The sequence below is a fragment of the Bradyrhizobium sp. CCBAU 53415 genome (assembly GCF_028128735.1).
Classification (GTDB): domain Bacteria; phylum Pseudomonadota; class Alphaproteobacteria; order Rhizobiales; family Xanthobacteraceae; genus Bradyrhizobium.
On the sequence record NZ_LBJF01000001.1, the window covers coordinates 175,374 to 190,978 of the forward strand.

The window sequence follows — 15,605 nt, forward strand, 5'->3', positions numbered from 1 at the left end:
TCCGCCATGGCCTTTGCCCCCAACATGGGGTTAACGCTATGTCTCTTCTCTCCCTTCCGGTTGCCACGCTCGGAACGCCACGCATCGGTCCAAGGCGCGAGCTCAAACTCGCTCTCGAAAGCTACTGGGCCGGAAAAAGCAGCGAACAGCAGTTGCTCGAGGACGCAGCTGGCCTGCGTGCCGCGAACTGGGCTCGTCAGAAATCCATCGGCGTCACGGTCATTCCATCGAACGATTTCTCGCTGTATGACCAGGTGCTCGACACAAGTGTCATGGTTGGGGCCATCCCGGACATCTACGCCTCGAAAGCCGAACCCGTTTCGCTCAAGACATACTTCGCCATGGCCCGCGGTTTACAATACGACGAGCAGGATGCGAGTTGCGGTCACGGACCGCGCAGATTTGGCGCACCCGCGCAGGAGATGACCAAGTGGTTCGACACCAACTACCACTACATGGTCCCCGAGTTTCACCGCGGGCAGACTTTCAGACTGTGCTCTCGCAAGCCGATCGAGGAGTATGAGGAGGCCAAGGCCCTCGGCTTTCAGACCCGCCCTGTCCTGATCGGGCCGGTCACGTTCCTAAAGCTCGGCAAGAGTGCCGATCCTGCCTTCCAGCCACTCTCACTACTGGATCAACTGATACCGGCCTATATCGAGGTTCTGCAGGAATTAGCCAAACGCGGGGCAAATTGGGTCCAGTTCGACGAGCCCTGCCTGGTTCTTGATCTGGATGAGGGGGCGCGAAAATCCTTGCTACATGCCTATGACCGGCTCGCCAAGGAGGGGCCGGCCATCAAGATCATGGTTGCCAGCTATTTCGGCGACCTCGGCGACAATCTGGACACCGCCTTGAGCCTGCCAGTTGCCGGACTGCACCTCGATCTGGTTCGAGCGCCAGAGTTATTGGATGAGATCATTGCTGGCGGCCGAAGTGATCTCGTCATGTCGCTCGGTGTCGTCGACGGCCGGAATGTATGGCGGTCGAATTTGTCGTCGCTCCGCCAGCGGCTGGAACCTGCGATTGCGAAGCTCGGCAAGGATCGTGTACAGATCGCGCCATCCTGCTCGCTACTTCATGTGCCGGTCGATGTGGCACTCGAGACCGGGCTCGCTTCCGACGTCAAGAGCTGGCTTGCTTTCTCGGTTCAGAAGATGCGTGAGCTTGCGATCCTGGCGCGGGCACTCGCAGGCGACCAGAATGTTGCGCAAGCTCTTGCCGAGTCGGAATGCGCCGCGACTGTCCGCCGGACCTCGCCGAAAATCCATGATGCCAATGTCGCTGTCCGGATGAGAGCGATCGACCAAACCATGCGCCGGCGCGCCAGCCCATTTGCCCGTCGTGCCGAGATCCAATGCAATCGTTTCGGACTACCGGCTTTTCCTACCACGACGATCGGATCGTTTCCGCAGACCACAGAGGTCCGGAATGCCCGTGCGGCGCATGCGCGAGGCGCGATGAGTGACGAACAATACGACAGGTTCCTCAAGGAGGAGACTGCGCGCGCCGTACGTTGGCAGGAGGACATCGGTCTTGATGTCCTCGTGCACGGCGAGTTCGAGCGCAATGACATGGTGCAGTACTTCGGCGAGCAACTCGCCGGCTTCGCATTTACCAGGAACGGATGGGTGCAATCCTACGGCTCGCGCTGCGTCAGGCCACCGATCCTGTTTGGCGATGTCTTGCGGCCGAAGCCGATCACCGTAGACTGGTGGCGCTACGCGCAATCACTAACGAGGAAGCCGATGAAGGCGATGTTGACCGGACCGGTGACGATCTTGAACTGGTCCTTTGTTCGCGACGATATTCCCAGAAGCGAGGTCTGCCGCCAGATTGCGCTCGCGATCCGAGACGAAGTTCGCGATCTCGAGAATGCTGGTGCGACCATGATCCAGATCGACGAAGCTGCACTCCGCGAAGGATTGCCGTTGCGCCGATCGGATTGGACGGCTTATCTCGACTGGGCCGTGGAATGCTTCCGCATCTGCTCATCGGGTGTCGCTGATCAAACGCAAATTCATACGCATATGTGCTACTCGGAGTTCAACGACATCATCGGTGCGATCGCTGCAATGGACGCGGATGTCATCTCGATCGAGACGTCGCGCTCGAAAATGGAACTACTCGAGGCGTTCAGGAAGTACGAATATCCAAATCAGATCGGGCCGGGCGTGTACGACATCCACTCTCCACGCGTTCCCGAGACGAGCGAAATCAAGAAGCTGATAGCGTTGGCTCGGACACGGCTGCAGGATTCGCAGCTCTGGGTCAATCCGGACTGCGGCCTGAAGACGCGCAAATGGGAGGAGGTTCGGCCGGCGCTGGCGAACATGGTCGCTGCCGCCCGCGAACTGCGCGCTGCATCCGATACGCGAGGCCATTGATCCGGGCTTGGGTCTCTTCTCGACAAAGCTGATCCGCTTGTGGTCTTGGTTGCGTGAAAACGCTTCAGCGCGGGGTGACGCGGCCGTGAACGGCCCCTGTGAGGGCCAGCTGGCGCTAAAGTGGCATATTTTCCGGCAAGGTGCCGGAAGCCGGTCCATTGGCTTCCCTTGGTCACTGTGATCGATTGATAAAGGTTGGCGGCACGCGCACGACAGCGCTCCTGCCTCATGCCTGCATCGCCGCGATCAGCGCACCGACACCCATGATGTTCATTGCGCGTGTGAGATTGTAGGCGAGCACGTGCAGCGCCATCTCGGCGGCGACCTTCGGCAACCGCTTCGTCAGGAAGTGCGTCGCGCCCATGCGCATCTTCAGTGTGCCAAACGGATGCTCGACCGTCTCGCGACGGCGACGCATCGCCTGAGGATCGGCGTCGAGCCGCCTCTGGGCATCCTCCATGACGTGTTCATGTTCCCAACGGGAGATGACGCGGTTCTTGGCCGTGGTGCAGCGCGCCTTAAGCGGGCAGCTTCCACAAGCTTTCGTGGCGTAGCGCCGAATGGTGCGTTCGCCATCCACTGTTGTAAGCCAATACGCCAGCAACTGGCCCGCCGGGCAGCGATATACATCCTGCTTGGCCAGGTATGCGAAGTCGTGCTTGCCGAACTTGCCCTTCGCCTCCATGCCCGTCGTATTCGGTTTCGGCAGTGTCACAGCGATATCGGCGTCGGCGCAGGCTTTGATCTCCTCGCCTGTGTAGTAGCCGCGATCGGCCACGGCCTCGAGCTTGTCGACGCCGAGCACGGCCTTGGCCTGTTTACCCATGTTGGCGAGTTGTGCACGATCCGAGCCGCTATTCGTCACCTCGTGCGCGATGATGAGGTGGTGCTCGGTATCGACGGCAACCTGCACATTGTAGCCGACGACACCGGAGCCGCGGCCACTCGTGGCCATGGACCGACTGTCGGGATCGGTCAGCGAGATCTGTTGGTCCGGTGATGCCAGCATTGCCTGTTCGCAGGCTTCGAGCTTCTGCATCTCGCTCGCGAGCTTGGTGAGCTTCTCCTTCAGATGCGCCGTCTTCGCGGCGAGAGTCTCAGATGGCTCCTGCAGATCTGCGGTGTCCAGCTGCGCGAGATAGCGCGATACGCTCTCCTCCAGCTGCTGGCGACGGCGCTCGACCTTGCCCTTCGTGAAGTTCTTGTCACGCGTGTTGACCGCCTTGAACTTCGAGCCGTCGATGGCGACGCTCGCCTTCATCAACAAGCCCATCTGCCGGCAAAGCTCGACGAACTTCGCGCACACCTTCTTGATGGCGGGGCCGTTGTCGCGGCGAAAGTCGGCGATCGTCTTGTCGTCGGGCGAAAGCCGCTGCAACAGCCAAATCACCTCAAGATTGCGCCTCGCCTCGCGCTCCAGCCGGCGGCTCGACTGGATGCGGTTGAGATAGCCGTAGATGTAGAGCTTGAGCAGCGCCGCAGGGTGATAACCGGGCCGGCCGGTTGCCGCAGGCTCGACGTCCTTGAAGCCCAGCTCTGCCAGATCGAGCGCTTCGACGAAGGCATCGACCGCGCGAACCGGATTACTCTCATCGACCCAGTCGTCGAGGCATTCGGGCAACAGCGTCGATTGCGCTCGGTCCGCCCCTTCAATGAACCGATTCATTGATCGTCTCCAAAAACCCCCAGACGATCCCTATCTGACTCGTCGTTTTCACGCAGCCAGGGTCATTTGCGCTCTCGATAATCGAGGGAACCGTGGGAACACAAAAAAATGCCCGGCCCCGCTTAGCGGGCCGGGCGAAAGTCTGGAGGAGCGACGCTGACGCAGACCTCCATCGGCGGAGGGAGGACAGCCGCCGGTTCGATCACGGCGAGGACATTCGCCGAAAATCTGAGCCCAGTTGAAGCACAAGCTCAGCGTAGCTCAATTATGCCGTGGTATGCGACCGTACAGCCTGAGATTTAGAAATCTAAACCAAGGTTTGTCGCTCATGAGCACGTTGGCAGCGGTTGCCGACAGCCCCGCACCGAGGAAGATGAGCGTCGCACGCCGATGCGACGCGCTGGAGCAGGAACTCGACCCCATCAGCTACGGAAAGCCGGCCATCGTCGATCACCACGAGCTGTCTGCGATAAGGCTGTCGATTCGAGAACGATCGACGACGGCGAGAACTTCGGATCCAGACCGTGGCGACGGGATCTCTCGGAGAGATCGACTACCATGTCGCACATGATTCGCTCGATGATCTGGGCGCGGACGCGCTCTCCTCTGTCAGTGGGCAAGCCCTTTGCGGTGGCGAGCCGATCCTCGGTGATCCGAGCAAGGTAGTCCTTTGCCGAGACAACGTTCGCGACGAACCCTTGTTGCCGCGTCGATGGCGCTGGCGCCGAGCCCAATGAGGGCGTCCGCGCAATCGTCAGTATAGCCCTGGAAGTTGCGCTTCAGCCTGCCTGCCTGCTTCGCCCGGGCAAGACTTTCGTGCGGCATGGCAAAGTGACCGATGCCGACACGTACGTATCCAGCGTCAACTAAAGCTTCCGCGATCGCTTCGGATTGGAGGTAGCGCTCGACGCTGTCCCTATAGCCCGTTATGATCCAATCGCGTCAGAACCGGGCCAGGCGATCGAGGTCCAGCGCCTTGCCGTTCGTGCTGAATGTACCCTTGTCAGTGCCTCGCAGTTGGCGTGCAGTGAGTCGAACCGGCTGCGGTCGGATGATTCAGAGCGTGCCGGGCGGGGCTCAAGGAGTGGGAGTGTTTCGCCGCACTCGCGCGGCCGCAATCGCTCGTCCTTATCGATCGGCGGACATCAGAGGCGTCCGTTTCGCGCGATATTACTGGGCAGGCCAAACCTGCGACGGTCACATGGTGGAACCAGAGCTCAGGAGGGCGCGGCCATGCCGCTTGCACCGGTGGTCGACGAAGCGATCATATTGTGCAGAAGCCATCTTGGCGGTACGGCGGCCTGAGTGCCAGCGAGCAACCCCATTTTCATTTCGACAGGATGAGCATAACGTCCAGTTCCTGGCGTGAAACGGCAGTGGTCAATACGCCCCATCCGTCTCGGCGCCGTGTCGCGGGTTGCCGGCCTTGCCGGACGAAAACGCGACCGAGCTCCGTTCGGTCTCAGCTTCTTGCTGCAATTGCAGAATATGCGCTCTTAACGCATCGGAAGTCGCTGCCGCTGTCTCGCTGAATAGCGGATCTCCATGATCGGTGAGGGCGGAAGCGATTTCGGTCCAATCCCGAGCCGAGAGAGCCTTCAGGGCGGCGGGAAAGAAATCTCGTTCTTCCCACATCATGTGGTGCCGCTCGCGTACTATAAAGTCGCGTACGATATTGCCGACATCTTGCCGAAGGAGTTCACGATCCGCGAGGATGGCGTCGATAGCTTGCGCGAAGTGGTGCAAACGGTCGACGACTTCATAATGTTCAAGCGCGAGATCGCCGACAATTGCGGCTGCATCCGGATCGCGAGTCTTGAGCTTGGAAAAAATCAAGTCTTCCTGTGGATGATGGTACACCTCCGGGTAAACCTCGAAATAGCTGATAATCGCGCGAATGACCTCATAGTCGGGACGGATTCCTTTCTCAAAAATGTCCAATTCGCGTTGAAGAGCGACCAGAAGCAGATCAATGTTGCGATGCTCTCGAAGCAAAAGATCGATGATCATTGCGGTGTTCCTGGAGGCACAAGGTAGGCTGGGGGCGTTTCTGCCATTTGCAAGATCGCCCGATTTCGGTGCCCTTTGCGCTGCAATTTGTCCGCGCTTTTCGACGCAAAAAAGTAGCGCGGTTCAATTTGAGCTGGTGTAAATCAAATTAGCCTAGGTTTTGCACAAAGCTCCTGGGCAATCTGTCGTTACGCAGCTCGACTCGGCGTGAGGTCGGCAGGGCGATCACGCCATTCTGCTCAAGTTGGGTAAAGGTGCGCGACACCGTTTCGATCGTCAAGCCAAGATAATCGGCTACGTCCTGCCGTGACATGGGCAGTTCGATGGCACCGTTCTTCGTAGCGCGGCGAGACATATCGAGCAGGAAGGCGACGACCCGGTCTTCAGCGCTGCTGATCAGGAGCATCATATGTTCCTGAAAGCGGCGGAGCTCGAGCACCATCGCGTCCCACAGCTGCCGTGTTAGCTCCCTCTCGTGACTGGCGCGAACAATGAGGGCGGTACGCTTCACCATCAGTAGCTGTGTCTCGCAAATCGCTCCGGCCGAAGAGATATGGCTTCCTCCGGCCTCGAAGCCGAAGATGTCACCGGGCAGATAAAACGCACCGATCTGACGACGTCCGTCTTCCAGAATCTTGTAGGTTCGCACAGCGCCCGACACCACCTGATATAGGTATTCGGCTGCCTCGTCTTCGCTGTAGATCTCGCTATTGCGAGTGAACCGCATCGGTGTCGCAATCATGCCAAACGGTCCACAACCATGAGGTTGCCCACGCAAGACGCTGGTCGGACGGCGGCTGGTCTCGGTAAAACTGGCGACCTGAGCGTGCATGGCGGATCCTATCTTGCGAACGTCGACGGGACGCAGACATTGGCTGCTCCTGACGAACTGGGAAATTTGGATGTTCCCCCTAGGTAGAAGCCCTTAAGTATCTACACGTAAGGCCCCTGAGGAGGGCGTCTTGAATGGTTCGGCGCGGTCCCTTGGTTGCTCAACCATGCTCAAATCGGATTAGAAAGCTGCATGCTGGCTTCGTCGGCCGCGCCCGTGAAGAGCTCCAGCCAGGCCCGAACGCTGTCGTCCGCCGCCACTTTCGGCTTGCCGCAGGAAGTCTTGTTTGGACGCCGGGACACTTGGATGCCGTCCCTCGCCATTGCCGGCTCGATATTCATGTCATGGCAAACCAGGCCTGCTGGAGGAAGAACGAGCCAGCAACCGAAGGTCATGCAGGGCTCGTTCGTCGCGGTTCTGCGGATCCGCCAATGCTCGGATTCTTGAACTGCCGCTGGAAGGCCAATCAGAGCCGCTCGCGGAATATTGATGACAACGCCGGCAGTTCTGTTGGATCGTTTCGGATCGTGATTCCCTCAATCGATAGATATCAGGGCTGCACCCGAATTGGCGCTTCTCGGAATTCACCGGGATGCTCGAAGGCATGCATCGCTCGGATGTGGTGATCGTCTTATCCGGCGCGCCACGTCGGGGCCCGCGCCGTTGGCGCGATAAGACGAAAAACGTATTTCGGAAGACCATACAGGAAGTCAAAGCTGCTGCATCAGCTTGAATGCATGAATAAGCCATTTGCGTTGCTGCTAGAGTCCCGCGTTAATGGCGATCCGCATCAACTCGGACATGCTGCGGACATTGGTCTTGGCCATAAGGTTCGCACGGTAAACTTCGACCGTCCGGGGACTGATGCCAAGGTCATGGGCGATCACCTTGTTGATCTTGCCGGCTAATAGTCCCTGCAGGACGTCGCGCTCGCGCGACGAGAGGTCCGCGAGGCGGGCCTCCGCCTCCAGTTTCGCTGCGTCATCGATTGGCTTTGTTGGCCGCGCTTCCAAAGCACTATTGATCGCACGCAGTAGCACCTCCTCCTCGAACGGCTTCTCAATGAAGTCGACCGCACCCGCTTTCATCGCTTCAACTGCGAGCGATACGTCGCCATGACCAGTTATCAGGACGACGGGGCAGTCGACGCGATCGGCCTTCAGTTTGCGGACCAGTTCGAGACCGCTCATACCCGGTATGCGGATGTCCGATATAATGCAGTCAACCGGACCGCTCGCGCCGTCATTGAGAAACTCGGTCGCCGTTTCATAGGTTGCTACGTAGAAACCGTTAACATCAAGCAGAAACGCCAGCGAGTCCCGCATCGCGGCGTCATCGTCGATCACAAGAATGCGTCGCCCAATCATGCCTCTTCACTAACCTCCGCAAGTGGCAAGGTGAACTGAAAGATGGTTCCGCCGCTCGGATTCGCTTCCGCGGCGATGTGGCCGCCATGGGACTCGATGATCGTCCGGCAGATTGATAGTCCCACACCCATGCCATGCTCCTTGGTCGTGACAAAGGGCTGGAACAGGCGGTCGGCGATATCAGGGCTGATGCCGGGGCCCGTGTCAGCAACGGTAAACCTGGCGAGGCCATCGACCTTGGCAACTCCGACGGTCAATTCGCGGCGCGGGCAGCAAGCCATCGCCTCGATTGCATTGCGTATCAGGTTAAGCGCGACCTGCTGGATCTGGATCTTGTCGACGATTATCGATGGCAGATCGCGGTCGCTGCGGATAGCCACGCGTACACCTTGCTCCTTGGCGCCGAGAAGGGCCAGAGCCACAGCCTCTTCAAGGAGCGTGAATGGATTCTCCACAGTGTGATGCGTCTCGCCCTTGGCAACGAATTCCCGCAGGCGCCTGATGATATCGCCGGCGCGCAGAGCCTGTTGGGCGGCGTGTTCGAGTGCATCACCAATGCGGTTGGCGTCCGGTTTGTCGGACGCCAACAGAGCCTTTGCGCCGCGCATGTAGCTTGTAATTGCGGACAGTGGCTGGTTGATCTCATGGGCAATCGACGATGCCATCTCACCCATGGCGGTCAGCCGCGACACGTGCACGAGTTCAGATTGCAGTTCTTGCAAGCGCCGTTCCTGCGCCCGCCGTTCGGTGAGGTCTCGGATGAAGCCGGTAAAGAACCGTTCGCCGCGCACGTTGGCCTCGCCGACGGCAAGCTCCATCGGAAAGGTCGAGCCGTCGCTCCGCTCGCCGACCACGATGCGGCCGATGCCGATGATGTGCCGCTCGCCGGTGGTCAGATAACGTTCGATGTAGCGGTCGTGCTCGGCGCGGTAGGGCCGCGGCATCAACCTCGATATATTCGTTCCGACCACTTCGTCCGGGGACCAACCAAATAAACGCACTGCCGCGGCGCTGAACGAGCGAATGATGCCCTTCTCGTCAATCACGATCATGGCTTCCGGCACGATGTCCAGGATCGACTGCAGATGGGCTAGCCGATACCGCGCCTGCTCTGATTCCCGCCGCAGCCGATTGCCCATGAAGCCAAGCAGGAGACCAAGTACCGCGAATTCCGCGATATCGATCATGTTTGCGGAATCGGTGATGAGACCTTTTCCAAGAAATGCCACGCTGGTGACGAGGCAGAGCAGGGTAGCGAAGATCGCCGGACCGCGGCCGCCGGCGAAAGCTGCAAATACGACGACCGGAAGGTAAATGATCGTCAACGTTCGGTCCTGAAGATACGGATCTAGCGCCGCGCGCGCCACGAGAGCCAGCGCTGCGGCTGCCGCGGCAGTGCCATAGCGGTACCAGATGTGGTCGGACATGTTTCCTGGCAGACCCTCTCATTCGATCGACTTTACATTGTCCACCCACGAGAGCCACCGGACGCAGCCGCGCCTCAACTCACGCCAATCTATTGCGCAGGACGGCCGCCGCTATCCGGGCCAGATGCGCCAGTGCGTCGGCTGCACGGCGACATGTTCTCCGGTCTTGGCCTTGATCCAGCCGCCGAAGATCCGGCGGCAAGGAAAGACCACCCGGTGAATGGTATTACCCTCGATCACGGCAATCTCCAGATCCCGATCAAAGGGCGCCGATTCGAGCCGCTCCCAGATCAGGTTGTCATTAGATCCTGGACGGTGTTCATGGCCGCGGGCTGACAAATTCAGGCAACCTTCTGAACACTACGGACGAGATCGCTTGGCCTACGCGCGAACAGGCTCAGCCCAATATTGCCCAGGCGGCGCGTGGTCTCGAGCGCGTCAGTCGCGGCCGGGGTTTTATCGGCCGTGGCGTCGTTGAACTTATCGTGCCGGGACATGATCCGCTCGCCAAACGAAATAATAGAATTGGCGGCGCGAAACAACTCCCCGGCTTCGGTCGAATAAATCTGGATCAGCTCAAGCTCGCGGCGGTTGGTATTGATCGCTGTTCTGCAGAATGCTGAGTGGACTGCTGCTCCCGCAATCTGGCCCGCGGCGGGACAAATGTCGCCGTAGTCTGTCATGTCGAAACATCCTTCGTTGGTGAGAAATCTCCTTGTCCCGCGGGGCGTCAGCGTGGGGCGTTGGGTTGTGATGACGTCAGCCGCGCCCTTGCGAGCGGGGCGGCATCCCCAAGCGAGAACGGGAAGACGACGGAATTCGCTTGACGCCATTCGGATGGGCCTAGCTGCGCTCGGCCCCGATCATAGCGCCGGTCCGCAGGTCGATGAAGTGGACGCCATCGCAAGCGGCGCAGGTTATCGGGTGCAGGTCATCGGCACCCGGCTCGGGTGCGTCCGGCAGCAGTCCTTGAACTCGGTCGCCGGTATTTGGACATGAAAAGATGATGGGGCGCCAAGTCGTTCTATCTGCCATGTGTCTGACCTTGGACGGGAAGATCGCTTCTATCAGTTGGCGGCCGCCGCAGTAATTGATACAGGTCAAAAAGAGCGGATGCGCGGCCAGAACGGCCGAGGTCGAGCGGCCGTTGCGAGCTGGACAGGGCCGCCTTGCAGACGACATGTTCCAACTCGCGCGATCCGCCAGGGCCTCGCGTTGGTCCGCAACACGCCAGCGTGTAGCCAGGTTGATTTGAGGCGCACCGCACGCGGATTGGGCCACGACAGCATGTGTCCTCAATGCTGCGAGAGCCGGAAAGGAGATGGTCCATCGATTGCTCGCCTCGCATTTCGGCAGCCTTGCCGGCGCTGATCGCAGCCTTAGGCCTTGGCGCGGAAGTCCTGAACCTTGGGCTTATCGAAACGTTGGCGGCGACAGGCCTGATCATCGGCTGTGCTGTCGCGGCGGCAGGGTGGACCGTCAGGAGCTAGACCGCGGCGGTTCGTCTCATTTGCCCACGATCACGTTCGCGTAGGTCTCGCCGTCGATAGCGCCCGGCCATCGCCGCGCGTCAGAAATGGCTCTGGCCGGTGATTGGCCAATGACCCCGCCTTTGCGGCAATGCCTCGTGAGACCACCAAGCATCGCGTGTAACGTTCGCGGCGTCGAGGTTCCATGTTGCCGGCGAATGAGTATGAGATTGATAGAGATCAATTGTCGGTATCCCGGGCGTGACGGCTTCATGCTGCTCTCAACCGCCTCTTCGAGACATTCCTCGATCCGCGCCTGAATTTTGTCGGTCGATGGCAGAGCAGACCGGAAGGCGCTGTCCCTCGGCCACTTCAAAACAGAGTGCGATCTGCCAGGCTGGACAGATAGCGATTACGGGGTCTGCGGGACAACAGGAGCGCTCGCGCCGCGCTGCCCATGCTCGACCTTGTCTCGGCGGACGGAGCGGACAAACTCGTTGGGATGCTGCTTGAGACAGATCAAATACTCTTGTCGCGCTAATGACAGAATGGGGGATAAGCAAACCCACAGCAAGAGGGCGCCATGCCTTCATTTAACGTTCGGTTCATTAAGACCGTTTGTGACGATACCGGCCACGAGCATCGTGCCTGTCAAGCATCGTTCAAGGTCGATGCCGCCTCGCTGAGTGCTGCTGCACAGCAGGCGGAGACCGATTTCTGCAAGCAAAAAGGTGTCCACGATTGGACAGTCTTCGCCGATGCGATGGAGCTTCGAACCCCGCCTGCATTGCCGCCGGCATGGGGTGGTTAGCCTGAGTGTGGCCAGGGAGGCCTGCGAATTCTCACCATCGAGACGGTGAGCCGGATCTTCACGAAGCTCGAGCCTGACGGCGTGATGCATATACGGGTGGCATTCGTGTCGTGGATCTGGAACGCGCCAGGCAGCTCGCACTGTGCGGTGCGTGAGACGCGGCATCCCCAAAATTGATCGAGGTCAAAGACGCTTTCCTGAAAGTGACGATAGTCGGGACCTCAAAAGGAGATTCTCATGCCCCTCGATGCCGTTCTGGTTTGCGCGGTCGTCACGTCCATCTTCGTCGTCTTCGCCGCGGCCCTCGCCTGGGCAAATATCCGAGCGCCGCTGAGTCAGCCGGTGACCGTGGCTGAACCGAAGCGTCGCGCGTTCTGATCTCCGAACCCCAAAGCCAAGACCCGTTCTCCTGGCTCGAACCAGGGCCGGACGCAGAAGGAAGACGGGCCGGCAGGACAGCTCACGTTCACGAGGGACTCAATGAACCGATCCCAATCCGCGACGTGGATGACGCACGGCAAAGCGGGGCTCACGCTGTTCTGTGCCGCGCTCGCCTTCTTCTGTGTCATCGCGGCTACTAAAGCCGTTGATTCAGCCTTCGCATTCCACGCAGCCCTCGGAGCGCTGGCCAGCATCGCGGCGGCATTCACGATCGTGAATCGATACTACGACCGTGCGTTGCTGCCACGTCCAGAGATTGGCGGCTGGCCGAACCACAACATGGGCCCGGTCAAGTTCAGTGCCGTCATGGCGATGTTCTGGGGGAGCGCCGGGTTCCTCGTCGGACTAATTATCGCGTCCCAATTGGTGTGGCCCCTGCTGAATTTCGATTTGCCCTGGACGAGTTTCGGCCGCTTGCATCCGCTGCTACGTCAGCGGTTGTGCTTGCGTTCGGCGGAAATGTGCTGATCGCGACTTCCTTCTATGTGGTGCAGAAGACCTGCCGGGCGCGCCTCGCCGGCGACCCGGCGACACGGTTCGTCGTCCTCGGCTATAACTTCTTCATCCTGATCGCGGGCACTGGTTATCTGCTGGGCGTGACGCAGTCAAAGGTATACGCCGAGCCTGAATGGTATTCGGATCTATGGCTGACGATCGTCTGGGTAACGTATCTGCTCATCTTCCTCGGGACGATTATCAAGCGCAAGGAGCCGCACATCTTCGTGGCCAACTGGTTCTATCTCGCCTTTATCGTCACCATCGCGGTCCTTCATCTCGGTAACAATCAGGCGCTGCCGGCATCCGTGTTCGGCTCGAAGTCCTACATCGCGTGGGGCGGCGTTCAGGATGCGATGTTCCAGTGGTGGTACGGCCACAATGCCGTCGGCTTCTTCCTGACCGCCGGCTTCCTCGCGATCATGTACTACTTCATCCCGAAGCGAGTCGAGCGACCGATCTATTCCTATCGCCTGTCGATTATCCATTTCTGAGCGCTGATCTTTCTCTACATCTGGACTGGGCCGCATCATCTGCACTACACGGCGCTACCCAACTGGACTCAGACACTCGGCATGACGTTCTCGGTGATGCTGTGGATGCCCTCCTGGGGCGGCATGATTAACGGCCTCATGACACTGTCGGGCGCCTGGGACAAGCTGCGGACCGATCCCGTGCTGCGCATCCTCGGGGAATGCAAATGGAGGCTGCGATGACATCAACTTTACGGTCAGTCACCGAAGGCCTGGTTGAAAGAGTTGCGCGTTGGCTCGGTGTGGACCGGGATGGCCGTGAGTTACACAATCTCGACGAAACCGAAATCGCGGCCATCGCGAGGGATCTGCGAATGCCCGTCAGCCAGCTTAAAAAGCTGGCCGCCCATGGACGCGGCGCCAAGAAGTTGACGCAGTTATTGCAGCAGCTTGGTCTCGATGAGGCTGCGATCGCAGAGGCATGTCCGGACGTCTTGCGCGACATGTCCGGCATCTGCGCACTCTGCGTTGCCAAAACCCGCTGCAGCCATGATCTTGCGCGCCGCAGCGCGGACCTAAACTATGCTCGCTATTGTCCTAGCGGCCCGACCATCGGCGCAATGCAGAAGGCCAAGAAGGCCGACGAGATCGCGCTCCACCGCGGTCCGCTCTGCTGCTGAGAAGCTTCGTTTCCAGACGAGCAGCCCCTGACGCAACCGCTCAGCCGACCTCGGTGGGCCGAGGTAGCTAGGAGCACTGTTCGAGGGGTGTGCCGGGTTCGCTCGATCTGAATCCTGCACCGCGCGTGATCGCTCGCCGGTCAGACTGCGCGGCTATGAGTCGCCTTGGACCCGGCCAGATGGGCGTCGAATGCGGAGGCGACACTTCGGACCAGAAACTTTGCGCCATCGTGGACGCGGAGCCGGTCGCCATCCATGGTCACGGCGCCATCCGAGAGCAATTTCGCGAGCCGCCGTTCGTCGACGATCGCCGTCCGCGGGTCGCGGCCATGAGATCGGGCGACCTTGGACAGGTCGACGCCATATCGCACATCACCCGCCCGATGAGGTCGGCCCGGAACCGGTCGCCCTCCGTGAACTCATAGCCCTTGACGGTAGCGAGTTCGCCTTCCGCGATTTGCTTCAGATAGTCGCGCGTCCCGATGGCGTTCTGGACGGAGCCCTGCGTCATCCGACCGATGGCGCTGGCGCCGAGACCGACCAGTGTTTCGGCGCAATCGTCCGTATAGCCTTGGAAGTTTCGACGTAACCGGCCGTCCCGCTTCGCCGCGGCAAGGTTGTCATCCGGAAGCGCGAAGTGGTCGAAGCCGACACGAACATAGCCGGCCTCGACGAGCGCTTCGGCAATCGTTTCGGACTGGAGATGTCGCGCGACGCTATCGGGAAGGGCGGCCTCATCGATCTTGCGCCGATGCTTCTTGAACGACGGAACGTGCGCATAGCCGAAAACCGAAAAACGATCGGGACGGAGCTCGATACACTTGGCAACGGTGTAGAGGCACGAACCAACCATCTGATGCGGGAGGCCATAGAGCAGGTCGAAATTGATCTGACCGATGCCGGCGCTACGCAACAGATCGACGCTCGCAGCTGTCTGCGCAAAACTCTGCATGCGATTGATGGCGCGCTGGACCATGGGATCGAAGCTCTGAACGCCAAAGCTCGCGCGGGTGACACCGCCATAGCCCAAAGCTTCCGCCATCGGTTCCGTCAGCGTGCGGGGGTCGATCTCGACAGCAATCTCCGCGCCGGGTACCACTAAGTATGAGTAGCGAAGCGTGCCCACGAGATCTGCGAAGGTCTCGGGCGTCATGATCGTCGGCGTTCCGCCGCCGAAGTGGATATGCGAGATTGGAAGCCGTTTGCCGATCGCCTCGGCGACCAGCTGGGCTTCAGTCCGCGGCATAGACTGCAATCGGATGGTCGCGCCTGGTCACGGAGGTATGACAGCCGCAGTACCAGCATATGGATCGGCAGAACGGAATGTGCAGATAGATCGAAATGGGTTCTTGAGCCGGTAACGATCCGAGCCATTGCCGGTAATCGGCTTCGCCGATATCTGATGAAAAGTGGGGTGTCGTGGGATAGCTCGTATAGCGGGGCAGGCTGTCCTGGCCATACGATTGCGCCAAATCGGGTCGCATTCCGTCTCCTTTGTCGAGAGGGCGACGCTGACGGACGCCGCATCTTTCTGTCGAGAAACCGCATCG

General features: G+C 59.9%; 13 protein-coding genes and 2 pseudogenes. 6 read left to right on the forward strand and 9 right to left on the reverse strand.

The window, feature by feature from the left end; genetic code table 11:
* The first annotated feature begins 38 nt into the window (after window positions 1–38).
* On the forward strand, window positions 39–2,384 hold the full coding sequence (gene metE, locus XH87_RS00655) for a 5-methyltetrahydropteroyltriglutamate--homocysteine S-methyltransferase (protein ID WP_271585779.1): 2,346 nt from the start codon (window positions 39–41) through the stop codon (window positions 2,382–2,384).
* A 226-nt stretch (window positions 2,385–2,610) separates the two neighbouring features.
* Here the strand turns inward: metE and XH87_RS00660 are convergent, their stop codons facing one another.
* From XH87_RS00660 to XH87_RS00695, 8 genes are all read right to left on the reverse strand, one after another.
* The gene (locus tag XH87_RS00660) at window positions 2,611–4,050 is read right to left on the reverse strand and encodes an IS1182 family transposase (protein ID WP_271585780.1); all 1,440 of its coding nucleotides are present in this window, start codon (window positions 4,048–4,050) and stop codon (window positions 2,611–2,613) included.
* A 1,380-nt stretch (window positions 4,051–5,430) separates the two neighbouring features.
* A complete protein-coding gene (locus XH87_RS00665) occupies window positions 5,431–6,060 on the reverse strand; it encodes a hemerythrin domain-containing protein (RefSeq protein WP_271585781.1) in 630 nt (209 codons plus the stop codon).
* 148 nt (window positions 6,061–6,208) lie between these two features.
* On the reverse strand, window positions 6,209–6,892 hold the full coding sequence (locus tag XH87_RS00670; RefSeq protein WP_271585782.1) for a helix-turn-helix domain-containing protein: 684 nt from the start codon (window positions 6,890–6,892) through the stop codon (window positions 6,209–6,211).
* A 170-nt stretch (window positions 6,893–7,062) separates the two neighbouring features.
* Window positions 7,063–7,287: a hypothetical protein gene (locus XH87_RS00675; RefSeq protein ID WP_271585783.1), complete on the reverse strand. Its 225-nt coding sequence runs from the start codon at window positions 7,285–7,287 to the stop codon at window positions 7,063–7,065.
* A gap of 366 nt (window positions 7,288–7,653) precedes the next feature.
* Window positions 7,654–8,259 (reverse strand): response regulator FixJ, encoded by a 606-nt coding sequence (gene fixJ / locus XH87_RS00680; protein WP_271585784.1) that lies wholly within the window; start codon window positions 8,257–8,259, stop codon window positions 7,654–7,656.
* Complete coding sequence (locus tag XH87_RS00685; protein ID WP_271585785.1) at window positions 8,256–9,686, reverse strand: PAS domain S-box protein; 1,431 nt, start codon at window positions 9,684–9,686, stop codon at window positions 8,256–8,258. The genes fixJ and XH87_RS00685 overlap by 4 nt, the downstream gene beginning before the upstream one ends.
* A gap of 111 nt (window positions 9,687–9,797) precedes the next feature.
* Window positions 9,798–9,926, reverse strand: coding sequence for a hypothetical protein (locus XH87_RS00690; RefSeq protein WP_333909161.1), 129 nt, complete (start codon window positions 9,924–9,926; stop codon window positions 9,798–9,800).
* Window positions 9,927–10,027: 101 nt separating this feature from the next.
* Entirely contained in the window at window positions 10,028–10,369 is a 342-nt protein-coding gene (locus tag XH87_RS00695) for a hypothetical protein (protein ID WP_271585786.1), read from the reverse strand.
* Between the two features lie 1,369 nt (window positions 10,370–11,738).
* Here XH87_RS00695 and XH87_RS00700 point away from each other — a divergent pair.
* The 5 genes and pseudogenes from XH87_RS00700 to XH87_RS00715 all read left to right on the forward strand — a co-directional run bounded on the left by XH87_RS00700 (window position 11,739) and on the right by XH87_RS00715 (window position 14,055).
* Entirely contained in the window at window positions 11,739–11,966 is a 228-nt protein-coding gene (locus XH87_RS00700) for a hypothetical protein (RefSeq protein ID WP_271585787.1), read from the forward strand.
* A 27-nt stretch (window positions 11,967–11,993) separates the two neighbouring features.
* Entirely contained in the window at window positions 11,994–12,143 is a 150-nt protein-coding gene (locus XH87_RS36690; RefSeq protein WP_442868237.1) for a hypothetical protein, read from the forward strand.
* A gap of 60 nt (window positions 12,144–12,203) precedes the next feature.
* Window positions 12,204–12,344 carry a hypothetical protein gene (locus XH87_RS00705; protein ID WP_271585788.1) on the forward strand — a complete coding sequence of 47 codons (141 nt, stop codon included), beginning with the start codon at window positions 12,204–12,206 and terminating at the stop codon, window positions 12,342–12,344.
* Window positions 12,345–12,473: 129 nt separating this feature from the next.
* Window positions 12,474–13,591, forward strand: a pseudogene (locus tag XH87_RS00710) (cbb3-type cytochrome c oxidase subunit I); the annotation flags it as partial.
* 23 nt (window positions 13,592–13,614) lie between these two features.
* Complete coding sequence (locus tag XH87_RS00715) at window positions 13,615–14,055, forward strand: hypothetical protein (protein ID WP_271585789.1); 441 nt, start codon at window positions 13,615–13,617, stop codon at window positions 14,053–14,055.
* 140 nt (window positions 14,056–14,195) lie between these two features.
* On the opposite strand, the pseudogene hemN reads toward XH87_RS00715, so the two are convergent.
* A pseudogene (gene hemN / locus XH87_RS00720) lies at window positions 14,196–15,539 on the reverse strand (oxygen-independent coproporphyrinogen III oxidase).
* Window positions 15,540–15,605 lie beyond the last annotated feature (66 nt).

Excerpts from the sequence above, each read along its gene's own strand:
- metE (WP_271585779.1), top strand. The coding sequence starts at position 39 with ATGTCTCTTCTCTCCCTTCCGGTTGCCACGCTCGGAACGCCACGCATC.
- XH87_RS00660 (WP_271585780.1), bottom strand. The coding sequence starts at position 4,050 with ATGAATCGGTTCATTGAAGGGGCGGACCGAGCGCAATCGACGCTGTTG.
- XH87_RS00665 (WP_271585781.1), bottom strand. The coding sequence starts at position 6,060 with ATGATCATCGATCTTTTGCTTCGAGAGCATCGCAACATTGATCTGCTT.
- XH87_RS00670 (WP_271585782.1), bottom strand. The coding sequence starts at position 6,892 with ATGCACGCTCAGGTCGCCAGTTTTACCGAGACCAGCCGCCGTCCGACC.
- XH87_RS00675 (WP_271585783.1), bottom strand. The coding sequence starts at position 7,287 with ATGACCTTCGGTTGCTGGCTCGTTCTTCCTCCAGCAGGCCTGGTTTGC.
- fixJ (WP_271585784.1), bottom strand. The coding sequence starts at position 8,259 with ATGATTGGGCGACGCATTCTTGTGATCGACGATGACGCCGCGATGCGG.
- XH87_RS00685 (WP_271585785.1), bottom strand. The coding sequence starts at position 9,686 with ATGTCCGACCACATCTGGTACCGCTATGGCACTGCCGCGGCAGCCGCA.
- XH87_RS00695 (WP_271585786.1), bottom strand. The coding sequence starts at position 10,369 with ATGACAGACTACGGCGACATTTGTCCCGCCGCGGGCCAGATTGCGGGA.
- XH87_RS00700 (WP_271585787.1), top strand. The coding sequence starts at position 11,739 with ATGCCTTCATTTAACGTTCGGTTCATTAAGACCGTTTGTGACGATACC.
- XH87_RS00705 (WP_271585788.1), top strand. The coding sequence starts at position 12,204 with ATGCCCCTCGATGCCGTTCTGGTTTGCGCGGTCGTCACGTCCATCTTC.
- XH87_RS00715 (WP_271585789.1), top strand. The coding sequence starts at position 13,615 with ATGACATCAACTTTACGGTCAGTCACCGAAGGCCTGGTTGAAAGAGTT.